The sequence below is a fragment of the Sphingorhabdus sp. genome (assembly GCF_044239045.1).
Classification (GTDB): domain Bacteria; phylum Pseudomonadota; class Alphaproteobacteria; order Sphingomonadales; family Sphingomonadaceae; genus Sphingorhabdus_B.
In genome coordinates this window covers 16,775-38,927 of sequence record NZ_JBIICD010000003.1, presented here as the reverse complement: position 1 = coordinate 38,927, position 22,153 = coordinate 16,775, and the positions used below count along the sequence as shown (strand labels likewise).

The window sequence follows — 22,153 nt, the reverse complement described above, 5'->3', positions numbered from 1 at the left end:
TTCACTTTTGCGCAGGATAGATCGGGAAGACATGCAACGTGACGAACCTGCCCTTTCAGTGATTTCCGCACGATCCTTTTATCCCGGTCTGCTGACCAGCTTTGCATTCATACTGCTGTACTTCGCCCTGCAAGGGGTGTGCACGGCCGTCATTATCGCCGCGACGCAAAGCAAATCGGCCACACCAGAGCCTATTTCAATTATCTGGGGACTATTTGTATCTGCCGTCATTCAATTGTCGCTGATGGGGCACTATCTGCGCAAAGACGGGCGAGCGGCGGCATTGGGCCTGCATGATTTTGGTAAGATCCCGCTGCACAAGGCGACAGGGCTTGCTATATTATTGGTGGCCGCCGCGATGGCCTTCAACTTTGTATATGCGACTTACGTTATTCCGGGCGTAGACATGCAAGCAGACATGGCCAAAATCCTTGCCGGCATAGCCCGGACGCCGCTCAACATGGCGGCTATGTTCATTGCCATCGCCATTGCCGCGCCAGTGGTGGAGGAACTGCTGTTTCGTGGTTTGCTACAAAATGCACTGACGAAATATGTGCCCGTTTGGGGCGCGATAATATTATCTTCATTCCTGTTCGCATTGGTGCATTTGCAACCTTATGCGATCCCCGGCCTAATGTCGCTCAGCATTGCCTTTGGCTATCTATATCACCGCACGGGGTCGCTGCGCACCAACATCATCCTGCACATGGCCAACAACGCCTTTGCATTGGTGATGACGCAGTTCACGGCCTAAACGACAACAGGCTCCAACAAGCGCAGCGTCCCTGCGTCGGCATCGATTTCCGCCATGCCGCCGACAGGCAGCGTAAACTGGTCCGTAATATGCCCGAAAAACGCACCTTGATAGGCGGGGATGCCCAAGCCACCCAAATGCTGCGTCAGCACATCGTTCAACGTAAATGCGCCGTAGCTGGTGCCTTTGTTCACGCAGTCTGTGCATTGCCCAAACACAACGCCCTTCAGGTTTTTCAGCACACCCGCCTGCCCCAATTGCGTGAGCATGCGGTCAATGCGATATTCCGCCTCGTCTACATCCTCGAGGAACAGGATCGCGCCGTCAAAACAGGGCAGATAGGGCGTGCCGACCAGCGCAGTCAGCACCGTCAGGTTTCCGCCGAGTAATTTGCCCTGTGCCTTGCCCTTGCCCGAGCCCAACACCCGCGTGCGCCAGCGACGCTGCGCCATGCGGTCTTCGTCGCCTACGGGGTTCGTAAACAACGGCGTCCCTGCATCAAACGCAATCTCGCGATATATGTCCCATGATGCCTTGCCCCATGCGCTGCCCGCGTTTGGGCCGTGCAAAGTCACAAAACCGCCTTTGGCCGCAATCGCCATATGCAAGGCGGTGATATCGCTGAAACCCGTCAATAATTTGGGATTTGCGCGAATGATGTTCCAGTCGAGAAAAGGCAAAAGTCGCGCGCTGCCCCACCCGCCACGCACGGCAAAAATGGCCTTCACATCTTTGTCCGCGAACATAGCGTTGATGTCAGATGCTCGGTCTTTGTCTTGGCCAGCCAGATAGCCATAACGGTCGAGCAAATGCGCAGCGCGTTTGGGTTTGAGGCCCATGGCGACAATCGCTTCTTCGACCAATTGGATTTGAAAGGGATCGTCGCTGGCGGACGCTGGCTCAATCAAACCAACGGTATCGCCGACACGCAGCCGCGAAGGCTTCCGCGCGGCCTTATCTTCAGAGCCGCTTGCTGCGAAAAGCGGCGGGGCCGACAGCATAGCTGCCAGCCCCGCCATAATCTGACGCCGAGTTGCATTCATATCCATACCCGGCAATCCTTTAGCTTAGAACTTCGCTTCCACCGACAGCGTGAACGACCGTCCACGTGGATCAGCCACGCGTGGCTCCCAGCTTGAACCCGAACCGGTGTTGCTGTCATAAGTGATCGCAAATGGCGGATCGGTATCGAACACGTTGCGCACGCCTGCGGTCAGGCGCAGTTTATCGTTCATGTCCATAGCGGCCGACAGGTTATATGTGACATAAGCCTTTACCCGCTCATTATAATCAGGCCGGCTTGAAGACGCCGGAAGCGCATTATTCTTGTAGCCGTTGCGATAGATCTGCGAGAAGCTGAGCATCACATCATCGACAGCATAATTGATAAACGCGCTGTGCTTCCATTTCAGACCAAGATCGCCCGCATAAGTAAACACACCGATCAGGCTCGAACCAAATGGCGCAGTCGGCAAGAATTTCTCCCGCTTTTTGACCAGATATGTACCGTCAAGTCCGGCCGTGAATACGCCACCCAAGGCGTCAAGGCCGCCACGCAGCGAGACCTCAAGTCCTTGCGTGCGCCGTGAACCGATATTGTCCGCCCGCAAATCCAACTGCGTAATCACGTTGCTTGTCCGGATCACACGGTCTGGAAAGAAGGATTGGTTCGCCAATAGTTGGGCAATAGTGAGCGCACCGATGGTGTTGTCGACGGCGATGGACCAAAAATCGACAGACGCACTAAATTGTGGCGCGGGCGTGAACACAATACCGGCCGAATATTGCTCGGACGTTTCAGGCCCCAGATTCAAGTTACCGCCGCTCAATGACGTTGGCGTGATAGCACCGCAGCCTGCTGTGACATTCACAACTCCACCGGCTGGACATGTGCTTGGGTCGGTCAGGTTGTTTCCAGGATTGGGCGATTCAGTAACGCCGTTAAAAATCTGATTGAAGCTCGGGACGCGGAACCCTGTGTTATAGGACGCCCGAAGCATGACCCAGTCAGTCGGCGAAAATCTTGCTGTAAACTTTGGATTAACCGTTGATCCAAAGCCTGTATAATCGTCAAGCCGAACAGCACCGGTCAGTTCGAGCATATCCAGCACCGGCACCGACATTTCGGCATAGACCGCCTTCACATTACGGTTTTTCGGCGTCAGCGCATTCACATTGTCGAACGCGACGTTAAAAATTTCAGCCTGCCCTGTGACAGCTGCCGCGGAACCGTTGAAGCTGTAAGTTTCACGGCGATAATCCGCGCCAAGCGCGACTTGCACTGCCCCTGCCGGCAAATCAAACAAGGAACCGGAAACCGAGGCGTCAAATTGCTTCACCTCATATTGACCGCCATATAATGTCGTGCCTTCTGCCGAAATAGCATCAAGTCCGGCAAGAGCGGCATCCGATTGAGTCACCGAGAACGGGTTCAGGATACCACTGTTCAACAGACCAACAATGCCCGGACGCGTTGCGCCTGGTGCGATAGGCGCACGTGGATCAATGCCGCCACTTACCGCCCCTGCCACGCCCGACGCCGTTGCGTTGGCTGCGGAACGGAATATCCCTGCATAATGGTAGCCTGTACCGAGCACCGAGGATGCCTCGCTCTTTGCATAAGACGCACCTGCGCGGTAATCCCATGTTCCACCAAGCGGGCCTTCGGCGGTTAAGCCGCCACGGATTGTCTTGGTGTTCGTTACATATTCCCGATTACCGCCGGGGATGTTCCGCCAGCGATAGGCAATGGGCTTGCCGTAATTGCCAACGGTATCAACAGTCCGATCACCCACCGCGCCTACCGCTGGGAATGTACCTGCAATCGCGTCATACACGCTGTTATAGGTTGCCGCGGTCGTTGCGTTCAACGGATAATAAAGCGGCATGGTGGTTGCGTTGATGGAGTATTGGTTGTGTGAAAACCGCTTCTTCGAATCCGCATCCGAACCTGTAATTTCTGCTGCCAAGCGATGGTCGCCTAATGCGAGCGTCGCCTTCCCATAAAAAGTCAATGTTTGCAGCGGCTGTTGAAGCACAGCGGCACGGCCTGTATCCCATGAACAGGCAAACTTTGCGCCCGGTACGGACCAGAGCACTTCGTCATACGCCATGCCGCCATCGACAGAATCACAGCCCGCGCCACCTGCTAAATCAAGTGGGTTGATACCGCCATCGGCACGCGTCGTCGTTCCGGGGATTAGCAGTCCGGGCAAGTAAAAATTTGCTGTGCTATTCGTGGTTCCGCCAAGTAACGACCCGTTGGGTGCGAACAAGCTATTTGTGTTGGCTGGGAACGCGGTTGCAATTGGCGTACCACGGGTATCGACCGAAAGTCCGCGTTCGGGTTGGTTGCCGTTCACAAAATCGCGATCTTGACCAAGCAGGGCAGAGTTCCAGCTTTTGCTTACTGCGCCCATGATGTTGAAACCTTGCTCATCAAGGTCACCATAGCCAGCGGTCCCAGACAGGCGATAAATCGCGCTGTCATTACGTTGGGTAATGTCGGTGAAGCCGTTGATCACCACACCTTGAAAATTTGATTTCGTGATAAAGTTGATGACGCCGCCAATCGCGTCGGTACCGTAAATGGCGGACGCGCCATCTTTCAACACTTCAACACGCTCAAGCGCAGCAAACGGAACCTGGTTCACGTCAACAGCGCCACCGGTCAGGCCATGAGCTGCCACCCGGCGACCGTTCAGCAAGACGAGCGTTGCGGCCGCACCCTGGCCACGCAAGTTTGCGGCCGACAAGCCGTTCGTGCCGCGTTGCGCGCCTGTTGTTACGTCACTATTCGACGCCAGATTGTCTGCACCATTACCGTTGGTGGAAAGGAATGAAATCAACTGTTCTGGGCCATTGATGCCCTCACGCGACAAATCAGAAGGCGTAATAACCTGCAATGGCGCTGCACTTTTCGTTGGGTCCTGCTTGATACGCGATCCGGTAACGATAATCGCAGCACCTGAATCTTCAGCCGTTTCGGCAGAGGCGGGCGGCGAAGCATCTTGCGCAAACGCAGGCGCGGTCAGGCATGTAGCGAGCAACAATATCGCCGTTTTTGAAGTTTTCATAAAATTTCCCCTTCTCGTTTCGGCTCGCCCCCGAGCCTTTATGGGCGACACGCTATTCCCGCCAATCGTGCAATGCAACTGCATTTACGCCCAATGCGCAAAGAAACATGCTGAGATTGCACCTTATTCAACACTTTGTCTACTTGGCGGGTTGAAAATTGACCACATCTGGCGCAAAGGAATGCAATGCTGTCTCAGAAAACTCGCTACGCCATTCGTGCCATGCAGCATCTTGCCGACCATTATGGCAAAGGCCCGGTTCAGCTCGCCGATATCGCCCAGTCGCAGAAAATTCCGCCCAAATTTCTGACCGTTATCTTGTCCGAACTATCCCGTTCTGGCTTAGTGGCGTCGCAGCGCGGCAAAGACGGCGGCTATTGGTTAGGCGTTCCGCCTATTGATATCAGCTATGGCGACCTCATCCGGATCATGCGCGGTTCGCTGGCTTTGGTCCCCTGCGCCAGCCGCTACGCGCATGAAACGTGCAAAAATTGCGTCGAGGAAGAAAATTGCCGCACACGCGCGCTGATGCTTCAGGTTCGGGACAAGACGGCCAATCTGCTCGACGGAATCAATCTGACGGATATCGTTGACGCCGACATTTACTTGCAGGCGGCTGAATAGGCCTTTTTGCCGCGCCCGCTTCCGCCACGATGAAACCGCTTCTTTAGAGCTGCCAATAAAATACAAATGTGCATCTCTATGGCTAATCGTGTAAGGTACCATTATGCTTTTAATAGCTTAGGCCCATTCCGTGCGAGATTTGGATGATTGAATTTATTGCCAATGTCGACTGGGCGTCGGTTGCGCCATACATCGCCGTTGGCTTTGCAGCGCAGTTGGTGGATGGCGCGCTAGGCATGGCCTTTGGCGTGATTTGCAGCACTTTATTGGTCAGCGTCATGGGCGTCGCCCCTGCCCGCGCATCTGCAGGTGTCCATTTTGTCGAAATGTTCACGACCGGCGCATCGGGCATTAGCCATGTTCTGCACAAGAATATCGATTGGAATTTGTTCGCCCGTATCGCCATCCCCGGTGTCATTGGCGGCTGCACGGGTGCCTATTTATTGGCCAGTGTCCACACCGAGGCAGCACGGCCGTTCGTTATGGGATATTTGACGCTTATTGGCCTTTATCTTCTGTATAAAGCTTGGGGTTTCTCGCATGAGCATAAGCCGCGTGACCCTAAGGTGACCATGCCACTTGGCCTGATCGGCGGTTTTCTCGACGCCTCTGGCGGCGGTGGCTGGGGACCAGTAGTCACGTCCAACCTGCTGATCCAAGGCGCGGACCCACGCAAAACTATCGGCACAGTGAACACAGCGGAATTTTTCCTTACCGTTGCCGTGTCGCTGACCTTCATTCTGACTATCGGCTTGGAAGCCTTTACCGTGGTGACTGGCGGCCTGTTAATTGGTGGATTGCTCGCCGCCCCCTTTGGGGCAATGGTCGCCAAACGCATTCAACCGCGCGTATTGCTATTTGCTGTCAGTATCGTCTTGATCGCGACGAGCCTGTTCAGCCTCTACAAAGCGCTCACCTGATTCCGCTGTAAGCTTGCTTTTCGTGGGCAACCTGCATATAGGCCCGCGCTTGCCGTGCATGGTCATCCCTGGAGGCGTGGCGGCAAGGTAACTTTTTTGGAGAATCAACATGAGCGATCAGCTGACATTGTCGGCAGAGACGCGCGATCGGGCAGGCAAGGGAGCCTCCCGCGAATTGCGTCGTCAAAACCGAGTGCCCGCCGTCATTTACGGCAACAAACAAGAACCCGAACTTATCCACGTTGAGGAAAAGGCTCTCGTCAAATTGTTGATGACTGGCCATTTTTCCAACAGCGTTGTCGAGATCGAACTTGGTGGCAAAAAACAGATCACTATTCCAAAGGATGTTGCATTTCATCCTGTCAGCGATCGTCCAACTCATGTTGACTTCCTGCGCATCGTTAAGGGCGCAAAGGTCGATGTCGAAGTTCCCGTGATGTTCATCAATGAAGGCGCATCACCTGGCCTGAAACGCGGCGGTGTTTTGAACATCGTGCGTCATGAACTCGAACTGATCTGCGAAAATGACAAAATTCCTGACGACATCCAAATCGATGTTGCAGGCTTTGACATTGGCGATTCGATCCACATCAGCCACGTAAAGCTGCCCAAGGGTTCGGAAAGCAAGATCACGGACCGCGACTTCACCATTGCGACCATCGTTGCACCATCGGCGCTTAAGTCGACCGATGGCGACACGACCGTCGAAGGCGAAGCTGCTGCTTAAGTTAATCTCCGGGGTCGGGTTTCAGCCCACCCCGGATATTCCCCCAAGGGACAAGCATGATGCAATTATGGGTAGGTCTCGGTAATCCAGGCGCCACCTATGCGATGCACCGGCACAATATCGGTTTCATGGCGATTGACGCGTTGGCCGAAATTCACGAACTGCCTCTGCCCGCCAAAAAATTTCAAGGCTGGGTTCAGGAACTGCGCATTAGTTCCGAAAAAATCATCCTTCTAAAACCCGCAACGTTCATGAACGAAAGCGGCCGCAGCGTGCGCGCTGCCATGGATTTTTACAAGCTAGAGCCCAAAGATGTAACTGTCTTCTATGACGAACTCGACCTCGCCCCGTTCAAGGTGAAGGTCAAAACCGGCGGCGGTGCAGCGGGCCATAACGGCATCCGTTCAATGACCGACCATATCGGCGCAGAATTCCGCCGTGTCCGTTTGGGTATTGGCCACCCCGGCAACAAAGACCGTGTCACAGGCTATGTGCTTGGCAATTTCCACAAGAGCGAGATTGACGATCTGGCCGATTTACTGGGCGCCATCTCGGCAGAGGCCGCATGGCTTGCAAAGGGCGATGACGTCCGCTTCATGAATGACATAGCCATGCGGTTGCAGCAGGACTGAAGCCGTTTGACGATTGCGCACCGTCGCATTGGATGGACTTGCTGCCGAACCTCGCCTAGGGCCTCTTCATTCTATTATTGACGAGGACATTATGGGTTTCAAATGCGGTATTGTGGGCCTTCCCAATGTGGGCAAGTCCACCCTGTTCAATGCGTTGACCGAAACGGCAGCGGCGCAGGCGGCAAATTATCCCTTCTGCACGATTGAACCCAATATCGGCAATGTCGCCGTCCCCGACCCACGCTTGCAAACCATCGCCAAAATCGGCGGCAGTCAGAAGATTATCGAGACGCAATTGGGCTTTGTCGACATTGCGGGCCTCGTGCGCGGCGCGTCCAAGGGCGAAGGCCTTGGCAACCAGTTCCTTGGCAACATCCGCGAAGTAGACGCCATTGTCCACGTCTTGCGCTGTTTCGAAGATGACGACATTCAGCATGTCGATAACAAGATAGACCCGATTTCCGACGCCGAGACCGTCGAGACCGAACTGATGCTGTCCGACTTGGAAAGCCTCGAAAAGCGCGTCCCCAACCTCATCAAAAAAGGCACGCAGGGCGACAAGGAAGCGAAAATCAGCGCGCTTGTTTTGGGGCGTGCGCTCGACCTACTTCGCGACGGCAAGCCAGCGCGCCTGACCAAGCGCGACGATGCCGAAGAAGAGCGGCATTTCCAAATGGCGCAGCTTTTGACGGCAAAACCCGTTCTGTATGTCTGCAATGTCGAAGAGGCGAGCGCTGCCAATGGCAATGCCTTGTCCGCACGCGTGTTTGAAAAGGCAAAAGCCGAAGGCGCAGAAGCCGTCGTCGTATCCGCCGCGATTGAGGCGGAGATTTCAACAATGCCGACCGAAGACCGCGAAGTTTTCTTGGAAGATTTGGGCCTCACCGAAACTGGCCTCGCTCGCGTCATCCGTGCTGGCTATGAATTGCTCGACCTCATCACCTTCTTCACCGTCGGCCCCAAAGAAGCGCGGGCATGGACCGTGACCAAAGGCGCGACCGGGCCAAATGCGGCAGGTGCGATCCACAGCGATTTCGAAAAAGGCTTCATCCGCGCCGAAACCATGGCCTATGAGGACTATGTCCAGTTCAACGGCGAAGCGGGCGCGAAAGAAGCCGGCAAATGGCGTTCAGAAGGCAAAGAGTATCTCGTCAAAGACGGCGATATCATGCTGTTTAGGTTTAATGTTTGAGGTGATTGAAGCTGGCCTGTCGTCATCCCGAACTTGTTTCGGGATAACGCACTACCGTCGCCTGTTATCCTGAAACAAGTTCAGGATGACGAATTGGGTTTAATGTCAAAACACCCCCATCACCCTCCGTAACCCTGAACTTATTTAAGGGTCTTACTTCGGCTCCAGCATCTGACTTCCGCACTCTACTTCCGCCCAAACAGCTTCTCTACATCGCCCAAGGCCAACTTAACCCAAGTCGGGCGACCATGGTTGCACTGCCCACTATGCGGGGTGATTTCCATTTCGCGGAGCAAAGCGTTCATTTCGGTGACAGACAGCACGCGGCCCGCGCGGACGGAGCCGTGGCAGGCCATGGTGGCGGCAACATGGTCGATGCGTTCTTTTAACGATAGCGCATGGTCGTAAGCCGCAAGATCGTCGGCCAAGTCCTCTAGCAACCCCTTGGCATCGCCATCGCCGAGCACGGCTGGCGTCGCGCGCACGAGCATAGCGCCGGGGCCGAAGCGTTCGACGTCCAGACCGAAGGCGGAAAGCTCCTTTGCCCGCGCCTCAAGCCGGTCGCAGGCAGGTTCTTCCAATTCCACCACTACGGGGAGCAGCAACGCCTGGGATGGCACTGCGCCGCCTGCTGCCGCCATGGCCTTGCGCATGCGTTCGAGCACCAGCCTTTCATGCGCTGCATGTTGATCGACAATGACAAGGCCGTCTTCGGCTTCGGCCACGATATAGGTGTTGGCCACCTGCCCGCGCGCGACCCCGAGCGGGTTACGCGCGCGGTCGGGGACGGGGTCATGCGCTTCGGCTGCTCTGCCCCATAAGGGCGCAAGGTCTTCGCCCGGAACAACGCCCATGTCGGCAAAGCTGCTGCGGCTTTCATAAGCAGAAGGATACGCGGGACGCTGACCATAATTGCCTTGATACGCAGCAGATCCGGCGGATGCGGGCCGCGCAAAAATGTCGCCTTGCGCGGTTTGCATTGGCTCTTGTTGCCATGCCGCAAGCGCATCTGCGCTTGGCCGTTGCACGGCGCGAAAGCCGGATTGATCCAGTGCATGGCGTAGGCCCGATACAATCATCCCGCGAATGAGCGCAGGGTCACGAAAGCGCACTTCGGTCTTGGCCGGATGGACGTTTACATCGACTAAAGTCGGCGGCAGGTCCAGAAACAAGGCCACCACGGCATGCCTGTCCCGCGCCAGCATTTCGGCATAAGCGCCGCGCACGGCCCCGATGAGCAGCCGGTCCTTCACGGGGCGGCCATTGACGAACAAAAATTGATGGTCCGCGATACCGCGATTATAGGTCGGCAGACTGGCCACGCCGCCAAGGCGAACGCCCTCCCGTTCAAAATCGAGCGCGACGCTATTGTCGATCAGCTCATGACTGGTCAGTGCCGCCACACGTTCGGGCCGCGCTGGTGTAGGCTGCACCGCCAAGACGCGCCGCCCATCATGTTCAACCACAAAGCCAATGTCCGGCCGCGCCATTGCCAGCCGCTTCATCGTGTCGAGCGCTGCAGCATATTCGGCGCGCGCACTGCGCAGGAATTTGCGGCGAGCCGGCACATTGCCGAACAGATTTTCGACGCGCACTCTTGTGCCCTGTGGCAAGGCGGCGGGCCCTTCGCCGGTCACCACACCATGGTCCACCGTTCGGGTCCAACCCTCTGCACCTGCTGGCCGGCTTTCCAGAGTCATTTTGGACACGCTGGCAATCGACGGCAAAGCTTCCCCCCGGAAACCCAAAGTAGAGACCATTTCAATATCTTCATCAGGCAATTTGGACGTAGCATGGCGCTCCAGTGCCAATGCCATGTCCGATGGAGACATGCCGCAACCATCGTCAGTGACTTCCACCAGATCGATACCGCCTGCGCTTAGGCGCACGCTTATGTTCCGCGCACCCGAATCAATGGCGTTTTCCACCAATTCTTTCAACGCGCTGGCCGGTCTTTCTACCACTTCACCAGCGGCAATACGGTTGACCAGATTTTCGGGAAGCCTTCTTATTGACATAAGCAGGTTCCTAGCCCAAGCGGTCCGTTCAAGCGACTCCTTAATCGTTCGCAATCCAGCCAAATATCTGTTTTTTAAAACAGCAAATTCCGCTAGGACTGCCGGAGTATTTGGGCGCGCTCCAAAGGACTCGAACCAAACCGGACTGGGTGGATATTACATGATTTTTGGCAAGTTTTTCCGTTTCGCATCACAGGACATGGCGATTGACCTCGGCACCGCCAATACGGTTGTATATGTCCGCGGTCAGGGAATCGTCCTCAACGAACCGTCTGTCGTGGCGATTGAAACCATAAACGGTATCAAGCGCGTGAAGGCCGTTGGCGATGATGCAAAGCTGATGATGGGTAAGACCCCCGACAGCATTGAAGCTATTCGCCCCCTGCGCGACGGCGTGATTGCGGACATTGATGTCGCGGAACAAATGATCAAGCACTTCATCCACAAAGTGCACGGCAAGCGTCGTATGTTTAGCTATCCCGAAATCGTTATCTGCGTTCCATCGGGTTCGACCTCCGTCGAACGACGCGCGATTCGCGATGCCGCCTCGAATGCGGGCGCATCGGAAGTGTTCCTGATCGAAGAGCCGATGGCAGCTGCGATTGGCGCAGATATGCCGGTGACAGAACCCATTGGTTCAATGGTCGTCGATATTGGCGGCGGCACCACGGAAGTTGCGATCCTGTCTTTGCGGGGCCTTGCTTACACAACCTCCGTTCGTACCGGTGGTGACAAGATGGACGAGGCGATTGTGTCTTATGTTCGTCGACATCATAACCTGCTGATTGGTGAAGCGACCGCTGAGCGGATCAAAAAGGATTTTGGAACCGCCCGTCCGCCCGCCGATGGGGTTGGCGAGACGTTACACATCAAGGGCCGTGATCTTGTAAATGGTGTGCCCAAGGAAATTTCGATCAATCAGGCCCAGATTGCCGAAGCCTTATCGGAGCCGATCGGAACCATTTTGGAAGGTGTGCGCGTAGCACTCGAAAATACCGCGCCGGAACTCGCGGCCGATATCGTCGACCAGGGTATCGTTTTGACCGGTGGTGGCGCGTTGATGGCGGGCCTTGATGAATATCTGCGCGATGAAACCGGCCTTCCTGTCACCGTTGCCGAAGATCCGCTGACCTGCGTTGCCATTGGCACTGGCAGGGCCATGGAAGACCCGATCTTCCGCGGCGTCCTGCTCACCGCTTAAGGCGAGATTAGGATGGCGCCGCCGCCACATCGGCGCCCCGGATTTTCCCGGAAGGCGCAATATGGCCTGTTCGTGACTTATGTGGTTGCGATTGCAGGAACCATAGTGGCTGCGCTGCTTTTGACCATTTCGGTTGTCGACCCGGCTGGATTTTCTGCATTGCGCACCTTTGGTTCTGAAATCACTGCTCCAGTCGCGCGCGTGGTCAGTAATGCACGGCAATCCACGCAAGCGATAACGCATGATTTTTCAGCCTATATCGATGCAGCTTCGAGAAATGTAACGCTTGAAAAAGAATTGAAAGCGAACCGCATCGCATTAATCGAGGCACGCGCCCTACATGTGGAAAATGCTCGGCTTCGCGGCTTGCTAAAGATATCGGATGATGATGCACAGCAAGTGGCCATTGGCCGCCTGATCAGTTCCACTGCATCTAGCACACGGCGGGTCGCGACATTGTCTATCGGGCGTAATTTCGGGGTTGAACGCGCACAGCCTGTACGTGGGCCAGCTGGACTTATCGGCCGCGTCATAGAAACAGGTCCGACAACCGCCCGCGTGTTGTTGGTGACGGACAGCGAAAACCTTGTCCCCGTCATGCGGGCCAGCGACGGCCTTCCGGCATTTTCGTCGGGCCTTGGCAACGGGCTCGTCCTGATCAAGCCGCTGAACCTTGGCGAAAGTCCTTTCAAGGTCGGGGACATCATTATCACCTCTGGCAATGGCGGGCTGTATAGCGCGAATATCCCGTTTGCGCGGGTCATCCGCAAAACAAGTGATGGTGCGCTGGGCCTTCCCTTTGCCGATCCTGCCAACACGCCATATGCCGTTGTGTTAAAACCTTATCTGGCTGAAGCAAGAGCCGCACAGCAAGCTGTAGCCCCCGATGGCGAAACCAAAGAGGTCGCGGAGTGAAAATTCCGGTCAGCGCCATTCGACTGCCAACCCGTCCGGGCCGCGAATATGAAAGTCGTTTTGACCGCGAACAGTCGATGCTCAAAATGTTGGCGATACCGATTGCCTCCGTGATTTTGGCGTCGATGGTTACCACATTACCCATTTTTAGCTCCGGACCGCTTTTGCCGCCATTCGGACTGCTCATGTTCCTCAGTTGGCGTCTGATGCGGCCGGGGTTACTGCCGATATGGTCAGGCGTTCCATTCGGATTGATGGATGATCTTTTCAGCGGCCAACCTTTTGGTAGCGCTGGCCTGCTCTGGTCTCTAGCGATGCTCATTATCGAAATTATCGATTCTCGGGCCATATGGCGTGATTATTTGCAGGATTGGTTGATTGCCGCATTGCTTATCACGGCGGTGTTGCTGGGTGGTTGGTGGATTGCCGGACTCGCCCACGCCACGCCTGAGCCAGAGATTTTATTCCCGCAGATCCTTTTGTCCATATTGCTATATCCGCTCGTCGTGCGAATATGTGCACGGCTCGACAGCTGGCGATTGGCAACATGAAAGTCGAAAAACAGGTAACATCAGGACAGCTTGACTTCACCTTCACACGCCGCGCAGCTTTTGTGGGCGGTGTGCAGGCTGCCATTGGCCTGACCGTTGCCGCGCGCATGTCCTATATCGCTGTCGCCGATAATGAAAAATATAAGCTGTTGGCCGAAAGCAACCGCGTCAACCTGACGATCATCCCTCCGCGTAGAGGTTGGTTCATTGACCGATTTGGAAAACCTATAGCAACCAACCGAGCCGATTTTCGCGTCGACATAATTCCTGACCGGCTGGTACGGAAAGACGAGACAATTCAGACGCTAGCCGAGTTGCTGGCGCTTTCGACTGACGATGTCGACCGTATCCATCGCGAGTTGAAAAATGCACAAGGATTTCAACCGGTGCAAGTCGCCGACGGCCTGGATTATGACCGCTTCGCAGCGGTCAGCGTGCGCTTACCAGACCTTCCAGGCGTCAGCCCGCGCCAAGGCTATTCGCGCTTTTATCCCAGCGGCGCAGCGGTCGGGCATCTGATTGGTTATGTTGGCACGGTGTCGGCAGAAGAATATCAGAAGAACAAAAATCCATTGCTGATTACGCCAGGGTTTAAAGTTGGCAAGGATGGCCTCGAGAAGACGCTTGAGGATAGGCTACAGGGCGAACCCGGTGCCAAGCGGACCGAAGTTACCGCGCGCGGTAAAATCGTGCGTGAACTGACCACAAGGCCCGATACGCCGGGCAAGCCTGTTCAGCTTACCATCGATATTGATCTGCACAATTACACCGCTCGGCGGCTCGGCCTTGAATCGGGATCCGTAGTTGTGTTCGATTGCCTGACCGGTGACATCATCACCATGGCATCCATGCCCTGTTACGACCCCAACAGCTTTTCCGACGGCATTGGCCGTGTCGAATGGAAAATGCTGAACAGCGACGACCATATTCCCATGCTGAACAAAGCGCTTCAGGGGCTTTATCCACCGGGCTCGACGCTGAAACCCATGGCTGGGCTTGCCATGATGCGTCACGGCATCGATCCTGAGGAAACCGTAAATTGCAACGGCGGTTACAGGCTTGGCAATCGTGTTTTCAGATGTCTGGGGCGGCATGGTCCGGTAAACATGAGCACCGCGATCATGAAGAGCTGCAATACCTATTTCTACGCAATGGGACATCGGATTGGCTTTGATAACATTGCCCCTGTCGCGCGCGAACTAGGGCTGGGGCAAGAATTTTCCTTACCCTTCCCTTCACAGCGTTATGGCACTGTTCCAGACAGCACATGGAAAATGCGTAAATATGACCAGAAGTGGACGGATTCCGACACGCTCAATGCCGTCATTGGGCAGGGTTATATTATCGCCAGCCCGTTCCAACTGGGCCTCATGGCGGCGCGCATAGCCTCTGGATTAAGCGTTGAGCCTGAAATCCTTAAGCAGAAACGTGCTACGCCCAAGCCCTTGTCCTTTCCTACAGAACATCTCGCTATTGTGCGTGAAGGCATGAATTTGGTGGTAAACGGTGACGGGACTGCCGTGCGCAGCAGGCTGTCGCTCGAAAACATTGCCATGGCGGGAAAAACTGGGACAGCGCAAGTCCGCCGTATCGCAGGTTCGCAACGTGGACAGTCCGGCGAATGGAAATATCGCGATCATGGTCTGTTCGTCTGCTTTGCTCCAGTTGATCAGCCGCGTTATGGAGCAGCGGTCGTTATCGAACATGGCATGGGCGGCGCGCGCGCAGCGGCCCCTATTGCCAAGGATGTGCTGACATTCATCTATGACAAGGAACAAGCAATGGCGTCGCTGGAGGCGCTAGAGGCTATCTGGGGCGGCAATATTGAACAGCGCATGGCGTCTAAATACGCCGCATATCAGGGACAAGCAGCCCCGCCCCCACCATTGGATCCGACGGCATGAACCGCATTGTCCCTGCCCCCATTGCTGCCTTGCCCTGGCGGGTCATCTTTATCCTGATGGCATTGGTGGGATTTGGCTCTGCTGTGCTCTATTCCGCTGCGGGTGGGCATTTTGACCCATGGGCGGGCAAGCATATTCTCCGCTTTTTGGTACTTCTTGGTATGATCATCATCATGTCGCGGATGAAACTGGAATTCTGGAAATCGATAACTTTTCCGCTCTATCTGCTTTTATTACTCATGCTTGTGGTGGTCGAACTGCTGGGGTTCGTAGGCGGTGGCAGCCAGCGTTGGATCAACTTGGGTATTATCACCCTGCAACCATCCGAGCTGATGAAACCAGTGATGGTCCTTGCCGCAGCCTGGTTTTTCGACCGCCTGCCGCCCAACCGCATATATGGCATTGATGCTATTTGGCCGCTGGGCGCTTTGTTGCTGCTGCCAAGCATTTTGGTCATCATCCAGCCTGATTTCGACGCTGCCATTGCTTATGCCTTTGGCTTAGGCGTGGTGGGCTTTATGGCCGGGCTACCGCTAATCTATTTTTGGGGCGCGGGCGCGGGCATCGCCATATTTGCACCTTTGGTCTATTTCTTCGGCCTCAAACCGTATCAGCAAGACCGTGTTCTTATTTTCCTCAATCCCGAGAATGACCCGCTCGGGGCTGGTTACCACATAACCCAGTCGAAAATCGCCATTGGTTCGGGCGGCATATTTGGCAAGGGTTTTGGCAATGGCACGCAAAGCCATTTGGATTATCTGCCCGAAGGACACACCGACTTTGTCTTTGCCACCATGGCCGAAGAATGGGGCATTGTTGGCGGCTTCTTCATCCTATTTCTATACTTCCTGCTGATGCGCTGGGGCTTAACCGTCGCGATGGAGAGCAAGACTCGCTATGGCCAATTGGTCGCCGCGGGCCTGACCTGCACCATTTTCTTTTACATCATGATCAACCTGTTGATGGTCGTGGGCCTTGCGCCCGTTGCCGGCATACCCTTGCCGTTCGTCAGCCACGGCGGATCATCGATGCTGACGATGATGCTATGCGTCGGGATTATCATGTCGATCGAACGCCACCCCGGCGCAAAGCGCGGCCAATTCCAATAAATCCCATAAGGCCCGCTTGACAAAGCAAGCTAAACCCATCAAAGGCGGCGCTCCAAACGGGCTTGCGTATCTGGCCAGCCCGAAATGGGGACGCTTAGCTCAGTTGGTAGAGCAGCTGACTCTTAATCAGCGGGTCGTGGGTTCGAACCCCTCAGCGTCTACCATTACTTTCAGATATCACCGATTAAGCATTCATTTATGCCTAAGCTAGCTTCTCAAATGTAAGCCCCGCATGCGCCTCCAGACGCTTGATGAGCTTGTCGCCTAAAATCGTTGCTGGTGTCCAGAAGCCCCCCGGAACACCGTCAGGCACGTCTTTGGCAAGGCAGGCAGCAGCTTGAGACAGCATTTTTGCAGTTGATCCATAGCCCGGATCTCGGTCTCCCGTTACGCGGCATTGGATGGTCTCACCTTGTGCAGTTGAACCGAAGAAAACAATGTCAAACTGACCCTCAAGCTGGGCTTTCTCGCTAGGCCCCTCACCAGGTTTCGGCAAAACAGCCGTTTCAAGCAGCCAACGGATCGGCGGCACAGCCAAACCAAACATAAGGGCATTCACGCCCCAATGCGCCGCTTTAGCCTTCCGCTTGCCGGAGCTCCCTTTGCCCGTCACAACGGCTTCCTCATACTTAAATTCTAAACCGTAGCTGTTATTGCTCAAAGCGTTGGACCGATGCACGATCCGCGTATTGATACCCGCCATAATAAAAGGCGTAATCCAGCCGCCAGCGACCGCATCATATGCAATCTTCACCTCCGGCTGCGTGACCGTGAATTGATGGTTCTGCGGACATAGGCTGTAAGGGTCTTGAAGTTCGCGGCGTAGATCAGCGTCACTCACTGCTTCCTTCACCATGTTAATCATGCTGGCGATGGTGCCGCCTGAAGCCCCGCCTTTCATGCTAACCACCCGCATGTCGATCCGTGCACATGTTTGGCCGAATTGTTCCGATGCTTTACGTTGTAGGAAGTGCACGCCCAGATCGGACGGGATGCTGTCAAAGCCACAACAATGTACGATCCGCGCACCGCTTTTGATGGCGTCGGCTTCATGCCGCAATTGCATTTTACGGATCCACTGAGGCTCGCCAGTAAGATCGCAGTAATGCGTCCCGGTGGTCGCGCAGACCTCCACCAGCAAATCTCCATATAAGGCATAGGGACCGACCGTTGACATAACGACAGTGGTTTGAGCACACATTTGCCTTAAGGCACCTTCGTCAGCCGCATCAGCAACGATGATTTCAACGCCCGAAAGCCCAATCGCGTCGCTGACCTGTTGAAGCTTGCTAAGGGAGCGGCCTGCGATTGCCCAGACGATGGATCCATCTGCAAACTGCTCATGCATGTAACGCGTTATGATTTGGCCGACAAAACTGGTGGCCCCATACACGATGATATCAAATTTTTTATCGGCCATTTTATCCCCACCACGCAAAGTAATTTTGAATAACTGTACATCTCAACACATCAATGAAGCCTTGGCCGCATCGGTTAGATTTACGTTAGGCGGTACGCATGCAGTGTTGCAAGCGCCGATGTTCAAGTGTCTGCGGACAGCAGCGCGCGAATGGCTAACCAATAGATAATCTCTCTGTCCCGGCGATGCGCGTCATGCTAATCTGCTTTCTATGAGCGACACCCTTTTGATACTTGATGGCGGCACTGGCCGTGAGCTTGCGCGGCGTGGCGCGCCCTTTCGCCAGCCCGAATGGTCGGCACTAGCACTGATTGAGGGTCCGCAGTTCGTCAGCACAGTCCATCGCGCTTATGTCGATGCGGGTGCAGACATAATAACCACTAATTCTTATGCACTTGTGCCCTTTCACATCGGTGTGGAACGTTTTGCGAGCGAAGGCGCGTCGCTTGCGGCGCGCGCGGGGCAATTGGCGCGCGACGTGGCGGATGCATCGCCGCGTGAAATAAGGGTGGCTGGCTCGCTGCCGCCTGTTTGCGGCTCCTACCGCCCGGATCTTGTCGATCTAGATCGCGCGCGTCCGATACTTGAGGTTCTGATTGGCGCACTGGCTCCCCATGTGGACCATTGGCTTGCCGAAACGCTGTCCTCACTGGCGGAAGCGCGTCTTTGCGCCACGCTCACGGCTCCGACAAATAAAGCATTATGGCTTTCTTTCACGTTGGAAGACGAGGCGGCCACGGATGAACCCACCCTCCGCTCCGGCGAAAGCGTGGCTGAGGCAGTCCATCTTGCACAAGAGGTTGGCGCCGCGGCCCTGCTTTTCAATTGCAGCCAACCTGAAGTGATGGAAGCCGCCGTGCGCATCGCGCGCGCGCAGCTAGGAAAGGACGGCGCGATCCGTATCGGCGTATATGCCAATGCCTTCCCACCTATGGCCGCCGATGCCGAAGCGAATTCGGGGCTCAGCCCAATCCGCGCGGACCTAACGCCCCAAGGCTATGCCCGCTTCGCAGCCGCTTGGCATGCAGCAGGGGCCTCAATCTTGGGTGGATGCTGCGGGATTGGCCCTGAGCATATCGCTGCACTGCGTGCGGGCGTGACGGATTAGGACAATTTATCCGGATCAATATGCAGCCAATCGGCATGGCGCGGGGCCTTTTTGGTCTCGCTCCATTCCTGCAGCATCAACGGCGCAACGCGTTTCAATTCGGCAACTTGTTCCGCCGTACCGATGTTGCAGGCCAGTTCCAACCGGTGGCCGTTAAGGTCAAAGAAATAGATCGACCGGAATATGCCATGAAAGGTCGGGCCAACCACATCTATGCCCTGCGCCTCAATATGTGCCTTGGCTGCCTGCAGCGCGTCCATGTCCGTCACTTCAAACGCGATATGTTGGACCCACGCAGGGGTATTGGGGTCTTTGCCCATTTCGGGCTGGTTGGGCAGTTCGAAAAAGGCGAGGACATTGCCGCCGCCGCAATCCAAGAAGATGTGCATATAGGGGTCATATTCGCCGGTCGATGGCACATGATCCTCGGAAAAGGCGGTGGTGAATTCCATGCCCAATATTTGCGCATACCAATCCGCCGTCGCCTTTGCGTCCTTGCACCGATAGGCTACGTGATGAATGCGGTTCAGCGTGATCGGCGCGGTCATGTCGCGGTTTCCTCGACCGTCAACGCGCCACGTTCAATTTGGTCGCGCTCAATGCTTTTGAACAAAGCGGTGAAATTGCCTTCGCCAAAGCCTTCGTCCTTTTTCCGTTGGATGAACTCGAAGAACACAGGTCCAATCATGGTTTGGGAAAATATCTGCAACAACAAACGCGGGTCGCCGTCCTCGGTGGAACCATCGAGCAAGATACCGCGTGATTGGAGGGCATCGACTGGCTCACCATGGCCGGGCAAGCGTTCCTCGAGCATGTCATAATAGGCCTTGGGCGGTGGTGGCGCGAAGGGCGTGCCCATAGCCTTCAGCCGGTCCCAACACGCCGGCAAATCATCGCAGGAAAAGGCGATATGTTGAATGCCCTCCCCATTATAGGCACGCAAATATTCCTCAATCTGTCCGCCGCCAGCCTTACCCTCTTCATTCAACGGGATGCGGATTTTGCCATCGGGGGCGGTCATCGCGCGGCTGGTGAGGCCGGTATATTCGCCCTTAATGTCGAAATAGCGGATTTCACGGAAGTTGAAGACGCGCTCGTAAAAACGTCCCCAATGCGCCATGCGCCCGCCATATACATTGTGCGTCAGGTGATCGATAATCTGGAAACCCGCGCCCACCGGATTGCGGTCAACACCCGGCAGATAGTCGAAATCAATGTCATAAATGGACAGGGCATCGCCGTAACGATCCACAAGGTAAATCATCGCGCCGCCAATGCCGCGAATCGCGGGCAAGCGCAGCTCCATCGGTCCAGTGCGTGTTTCAACAGGTTCCGCCCCACGTGCAATCGCTTCTTCATACGCAATGCGCGCATTCTTCACGCGAAACGCCATGCCGCATGCCGAAGGGCCATGTTCTGCCGCGAAATAGGCGGCCGGGCTTTTGGATTCATAATTGGCGATCAGGTTAATCTCACCCTGCCGCCATAGGTCTACATCCTTCGACCGGTGGCGCGCAATGCGGCTAAAACCCATGCGTTCAAACACCGGTTCCAGCAGGCCTTTTTCCGGCGCGGAAAATTCGATGAATTCGAACCCGTCGAGCCCCAATGGGTTTTCGAACAAATCGGGCATATGCACTCCTGAGAAATTGGTTACATTTGCAACCAATTTAGGTCATCGATGACCTTGAGTCAACGCAAGCAGGTCTCAGGTAAAGTGTAAGCGCCGGTATTTGCCCCGGAAGTAGAGTAAGGGGTCACGGCGCGGTTCAAAGCTTGCTTTTTCGACACGTCCAACCAGAATGAAATGGTCACCAGCCTCATGCAAGGCGTCGCGTTTGCATTCGAATATGCCAAGCGAGCTTGGCAAAATCGGTGCGCCATATTCGCCCACTTCCCACCGCGTTCCAGCAAAACGATCCTCGCTCTTTCCTGCGAACAGGTTGGAGACGGGTTGCTGCCCGATTTGCAGAACGTTGACGGCAAAGTCGTCAATCCCGCGCAAAACCTCTGCGCTTCCGGAATTATTGGCGATGCACACCAACAATAATGGCGGATCAAGCGACACGCTAGTGAAGCTATTGGCGGTCAAGCCAACAGGGCGGCCATCAGAGGCATGCGCCGTAATGATAGTGACACCTGTCGCAAAACACCCCATCGCATCGCGCAAAGTCCGCGCGTCGGAGCCGGAACGATATTCCGGAATGAAGCGCGGTTGTTTCCGCTCCAAAAAGTCGATGAGCAGACCGTTAAATGTCTCTGCCCGTTCTGCCACGATCAACAAGCCGCCGCCATCGACGTCAATGGACTCGACATTTGGAAGGCTTTCCACAAATCCCGGCTGCGCGGCATCAAGCTCGATTTGGCCCAAGGCGCCGCGAATGACGAGCGACGGCAAGCCAATATGCGCGGCCGCTTCGGTAAGTGCTTCACCGATGTCATGGGCGTCGAACGCGGCAAATATGGCATTGTCGTAATCCGCGCGATTCAAACCTTGCCCAAGAGCTGCCGACATACGCTCTGCTGCCGCGCGCATCGATCCAGCCGCATGGTCCGCTGGCGGATCGACGAAGATCAAGCCTGATGCCAAGGTCGCGGCATCTTCGGCTAAGGCCATTGTCGCAATCCACGCGCTGTGGGATGCGGCAACAACAACGGGACGCGTCCGCATTTGGCCCAGAACGGCGCGTAAATCTTCGACATAAGCGGTAAAGTCATAGCGCGCGTCGGACGGCCATTCACTGCCGCCATGACCGCGCAGGTCAACATTGATGACATGGCGTCCAGCCTGTTCCAGGCCGATGGCCACATCTTCCCACACTTTGCGGGTCTGGCCAAAGCCATGCAGCAGGACAATGGACGGATCATCGGCGGAACCAATGTCATCGGCCTCAATCCGGATGCCTGCAAAGCCCTTAAAATCTCTTACATAACGCAGCGACATTCGCCTAAACCCCAAATTCTGTCTAACGGTGTCATATTTTGAGCACCCGTGCCCGCTT

Annotated in this window: 19 protein-coding genes and 1 tRNA gene; 13 read left to right on the top strand and 7 right to left on the bottom strand. The window is 55.5% G+C overall.

Features of this window, described 5'->3' with window-relative positions:
- Positions 1-31 precede the first annotated feature (31 nt).
- On the top strand, positions 32-754 hold the full coding sequence (locus tag ACILP4_RS01885; protein WP_395619059.1) for a lysostaphin resistance A-like protein: 723 nt from the start codon (positions 32-34) through the stop codon (positions 752-754).
- On the opposite strand, the gene ACILP4_RS01880 is transcribed toward ACILP4_RS01885, so the two are convergent.
- Together ACILP4_RS01880 and ACILP4_RS01875 are read right to left on the bottom strand one after the other, a co-directional pair.
- Entirely contained in the window at positions 751-1,797 is a 1,047-nt protein-coding gene (locus ACILP4_RS01880) for an LD-carboxypeptidase (protein WP_395619130.1), read from the bottom strand. The genes ACILP4_RS01885 and ACILP4_RS01880 overlap by 4 nt on opposite strands.
- Positions 1,798-1,821: 24 nt before the next feature.
- Positions 1,822-4,830, bottom strand: a complete 3,009-nt coding sequence (locus tag ACILP4_RS01875) for a TonB-dependent receptor domain-containing protein (protein ID WP_395619058.1) — start codon at positions 4,828-4,830, stop codon at positions 1,822-1,824.
- A gap of 186 nt (positions 4,831-5,016) precedes the next feature.
- On the opposite strand from ACILP4_RS01875, the gene ACILP4_RS01870 reads away from it, so the two are divergent.
- The 5 genes from ACILP4_RS01870 to ychF all read left to right on the top strand — a co-directional run bounded on the left by ACILP4_RS01870 (position 5,017) and on the right by ychF (position 8,925).
- Positions 5,017-5,454 carry an RrF2 family transcriptional regulator gene (locus ACILP4_RS01870; RefSeq protein ID WP_395619057.1) on the top strand — a complete coding sequence of 146 codons (438 nt, stop codon included), beginning with the start codon at positions 5,017-5,019 and terminating at the stop codon, positions 5,452-5,454.
- Positions 5,455-5,597: 143 nt separating this feature from the next.
- Positions 5,598-6,374, top strand: a complete 777-nt coding sequence (locus ACILP4_RS01865; protein WP_395619056.1) for a sulfite exporter TauE/SafE family protein — start codon at positions 5,598-5,600, stop codon at positions 6,372-6,374.
- Between the two features lie 109 nt (positions 6,375-6,483).
- Entirely contained in the window at positions 6,484-7,101 is a 618-nt protein-coding gene (locus ACILP4_RS01860) for a 50S ribosomal protein L25/general stress protein Ctc (RefSeq protein WP_395619055.1), read from the top strand.
- Positions 7,102-7,160: 59 nt separating this feature from the next.
- Entirely contained in the window at positions 7,161-7,733 is a 573-nt protein-coding gene (pth, locus tag ACILP4_RS01855; RefSeq protein WP_395619129.1) for an aminoacyl-tRNA hydrolase, read from the top strand.
- A 91-nt stretch (positions 7,734-7,824) separates the two neighbouring features.
- Positions 7,825-8,925 (top strand): redox-regulated ATPase YchF, encoded by a 1,101-nt coding sequence (ychF, locus tag ACILP4_RS01850; RefSeq protein ID WP_395619054.1) that lies wholly within the window; start codon positions 7,825-7,827, stop codon positions 8,923-8,925.
- Positions 8,926-9,110: 185 nt separating this feature from the next.
- On the opposite strand, the gene mutL is transcribed toward ychF, so the two are convergent.
- Positions 9,111-10,943, bottom strand: coding sequence for a DNA mismatch repair endonuclease MutL (gene mutL, locus ACILP4_RS01845; RefSeq protein WP_395619053.1), 1,833 nt, complete (start codon positions 10,941-10,943; stop codon positions 9,111-9,113).
- A 160-nt stretch (positions 10,944-11,103) separates the two neighbouring features.
- Between mutL and ACILP4_RS01840 the strand changes: the two genes are divergently transcribed.
- The 6 genes from ACILP4_RS01840 to ACILP4_RS01815 all read left to right on the top strand — a co-directional run bounded on the left by ACILP4_RS01840 (position 11,104) and on the right by ACILP4_RS01815 (position 16,787).
- Positions 11,104-12,144 carry a rod shape-determining protein gene (locus ACILP4_RS01840; RefSeq protein WP_395619052.1) on the top strand — a complete coding sequence of 347 codons (1,041 nt, stop codon included), beginning with the start codon at positions 11,104-11,106 and terminating at the stop codon, positions 12,142-12,144.
- A gap of 12 nt (positions 12,145-12,156) precedes the next feature.
- A complete protein-coding gene (mreC, locus tag ACILP4_RS01835) occupies positions 12,157-13,059 on the top strand; it encodes a rod shape-determining protein MreC (RefSeq protein ID WP_395619051.1) in 903 nt (300 codons plus the stop codon).
- On the top strand, positions 13,056-13,610 hold the full coding sequence (mreD, locus tag ACILP4_RS01830) for a rod shape-determining protein MreD (protein WP_395619050.1): 555 nt from the start codon (positions 13,056-13,058) through the stop codon (positions 13,608-13,610). The genes mreC and mreD overlap by 4 nt, the downstream gene beginning before the upstream one ends.
- The gene (gene mrdA, locus ACILP4_RS01825; protein WP_395619049.1) at positions 13,607-15,514 is read left to right on the top strand and encodes a penicillin-binding protein 2; all 1,908 of its coding nucleotides are present in this window, start codon (positions 13,607-13,609) and stop codon (positions 15,512-15,514) included. Before mreD ends, mrdA begins: the two co-directional genes overlap by 4 nt.
- Positions 15,511-16,623: a rod shape-determining protein RodA gene (gene rodA / locus ACILP4_RS01820; RefSeq protein ID WP_395619048.1), complete on the top strand. Its 1,113-nt coding sequence runs from the start codon at positions 15,511-15,513 to the stop codon at positions 16,621-16,623. The genes mrdA and rodA overlap by 4 nt, the downstream gene beginning before the upstream one ends.
- Before the next feature lie 88 nt (positions 16,624-16,711).
- Positions 16,712-16,787 (top strand) — tRNA-Lys (locus tag ACILP4_RS01815).
- A gap of 38 nt (positions 16,788-16,825) precedes the next feature.
- Here ACILP4_RS01815 and ACILP4_RS01810 read toward each other — a convergent pair.
- On the bottom strand, positions 16,826-18,043 hold the full coding sequence (locus ACILP4_RS01810; protein WP_395619047.1) for a saccharopine dehydrogenase family protein: 1,218 nt from the start codon (positions 18,041-18,043) through the stop codon (positions 16,826-16,828).
- A 211-nt stretch (positions 18,044-18,254) separates the two neighbouring features.
- On the opposite strand from ACILP4_RS01810, the gene ACILP4_RS01805 reads away from it, so the two are divergent.
- A complete protein-coding gene (locus ACILP4_RS01805) occupies positions 18,255-19,151 on the top strand; it encodes a homocysteine S-methyltransferase family protein (protein WP_395619046.1) in 897 nt (298 codons plus the stop codon).
- Here the strand turns inward: ACILP4_RS01805 and ACILP4_RS01800 are convergent.
- The 3 genes from ACILP4_RS01800 to ACILP4_RS01790 all read right to left on the bottom strand — a co-directional run bounded on the left by ACILP4_RS01800 (position 19,148) and on the right by ACILP4_RS01790 (position 22,095).
- The gene (locus tag ACILP4_RS01800) at positions 19,148-19,699 is read right to left on the bottom strand and encodes a VOC family protein (protein WP_395619045.1); all 552 of its coding nucleotides are present in this window, start codon (positions 19,697-19,699) and stop codon (positions 19,148-19,150) included. The two genes, ACILP4_RS01805 and ACILP4_RS01800, sit on opposite strands and share 4 nt — an antisense overlap.
- Entirely contained in the window at positions 19,696-20,784 is a 1,089-nt protein-coding gene (gene hppD, locus ACILP4_RS01795; RefSeq protein ID WP_395619044.1) for a 4-hydroxyphenylpyruvate dioxygenase, read from the bottom strand. The genes ACILP4_RS01800 and hppD overlap by 4 nt, the downstream gene beginning before the upstream one ends.
- Positions 20,785-20,859: 75 nt before the next feature.
- Positions 20,860-22,095, bottom strand: coding sequence for an alpha/beta fold hydrolase (locus ACILP4_RS01790; protein WP_395619043.1), 1,236 nt, complete (start codon positions 22,093-22,095; stop codon positions 20,860-20,862).
- Between the last annotated feature and the right edge of the window lie 58 nt (positions 22,096-22,153).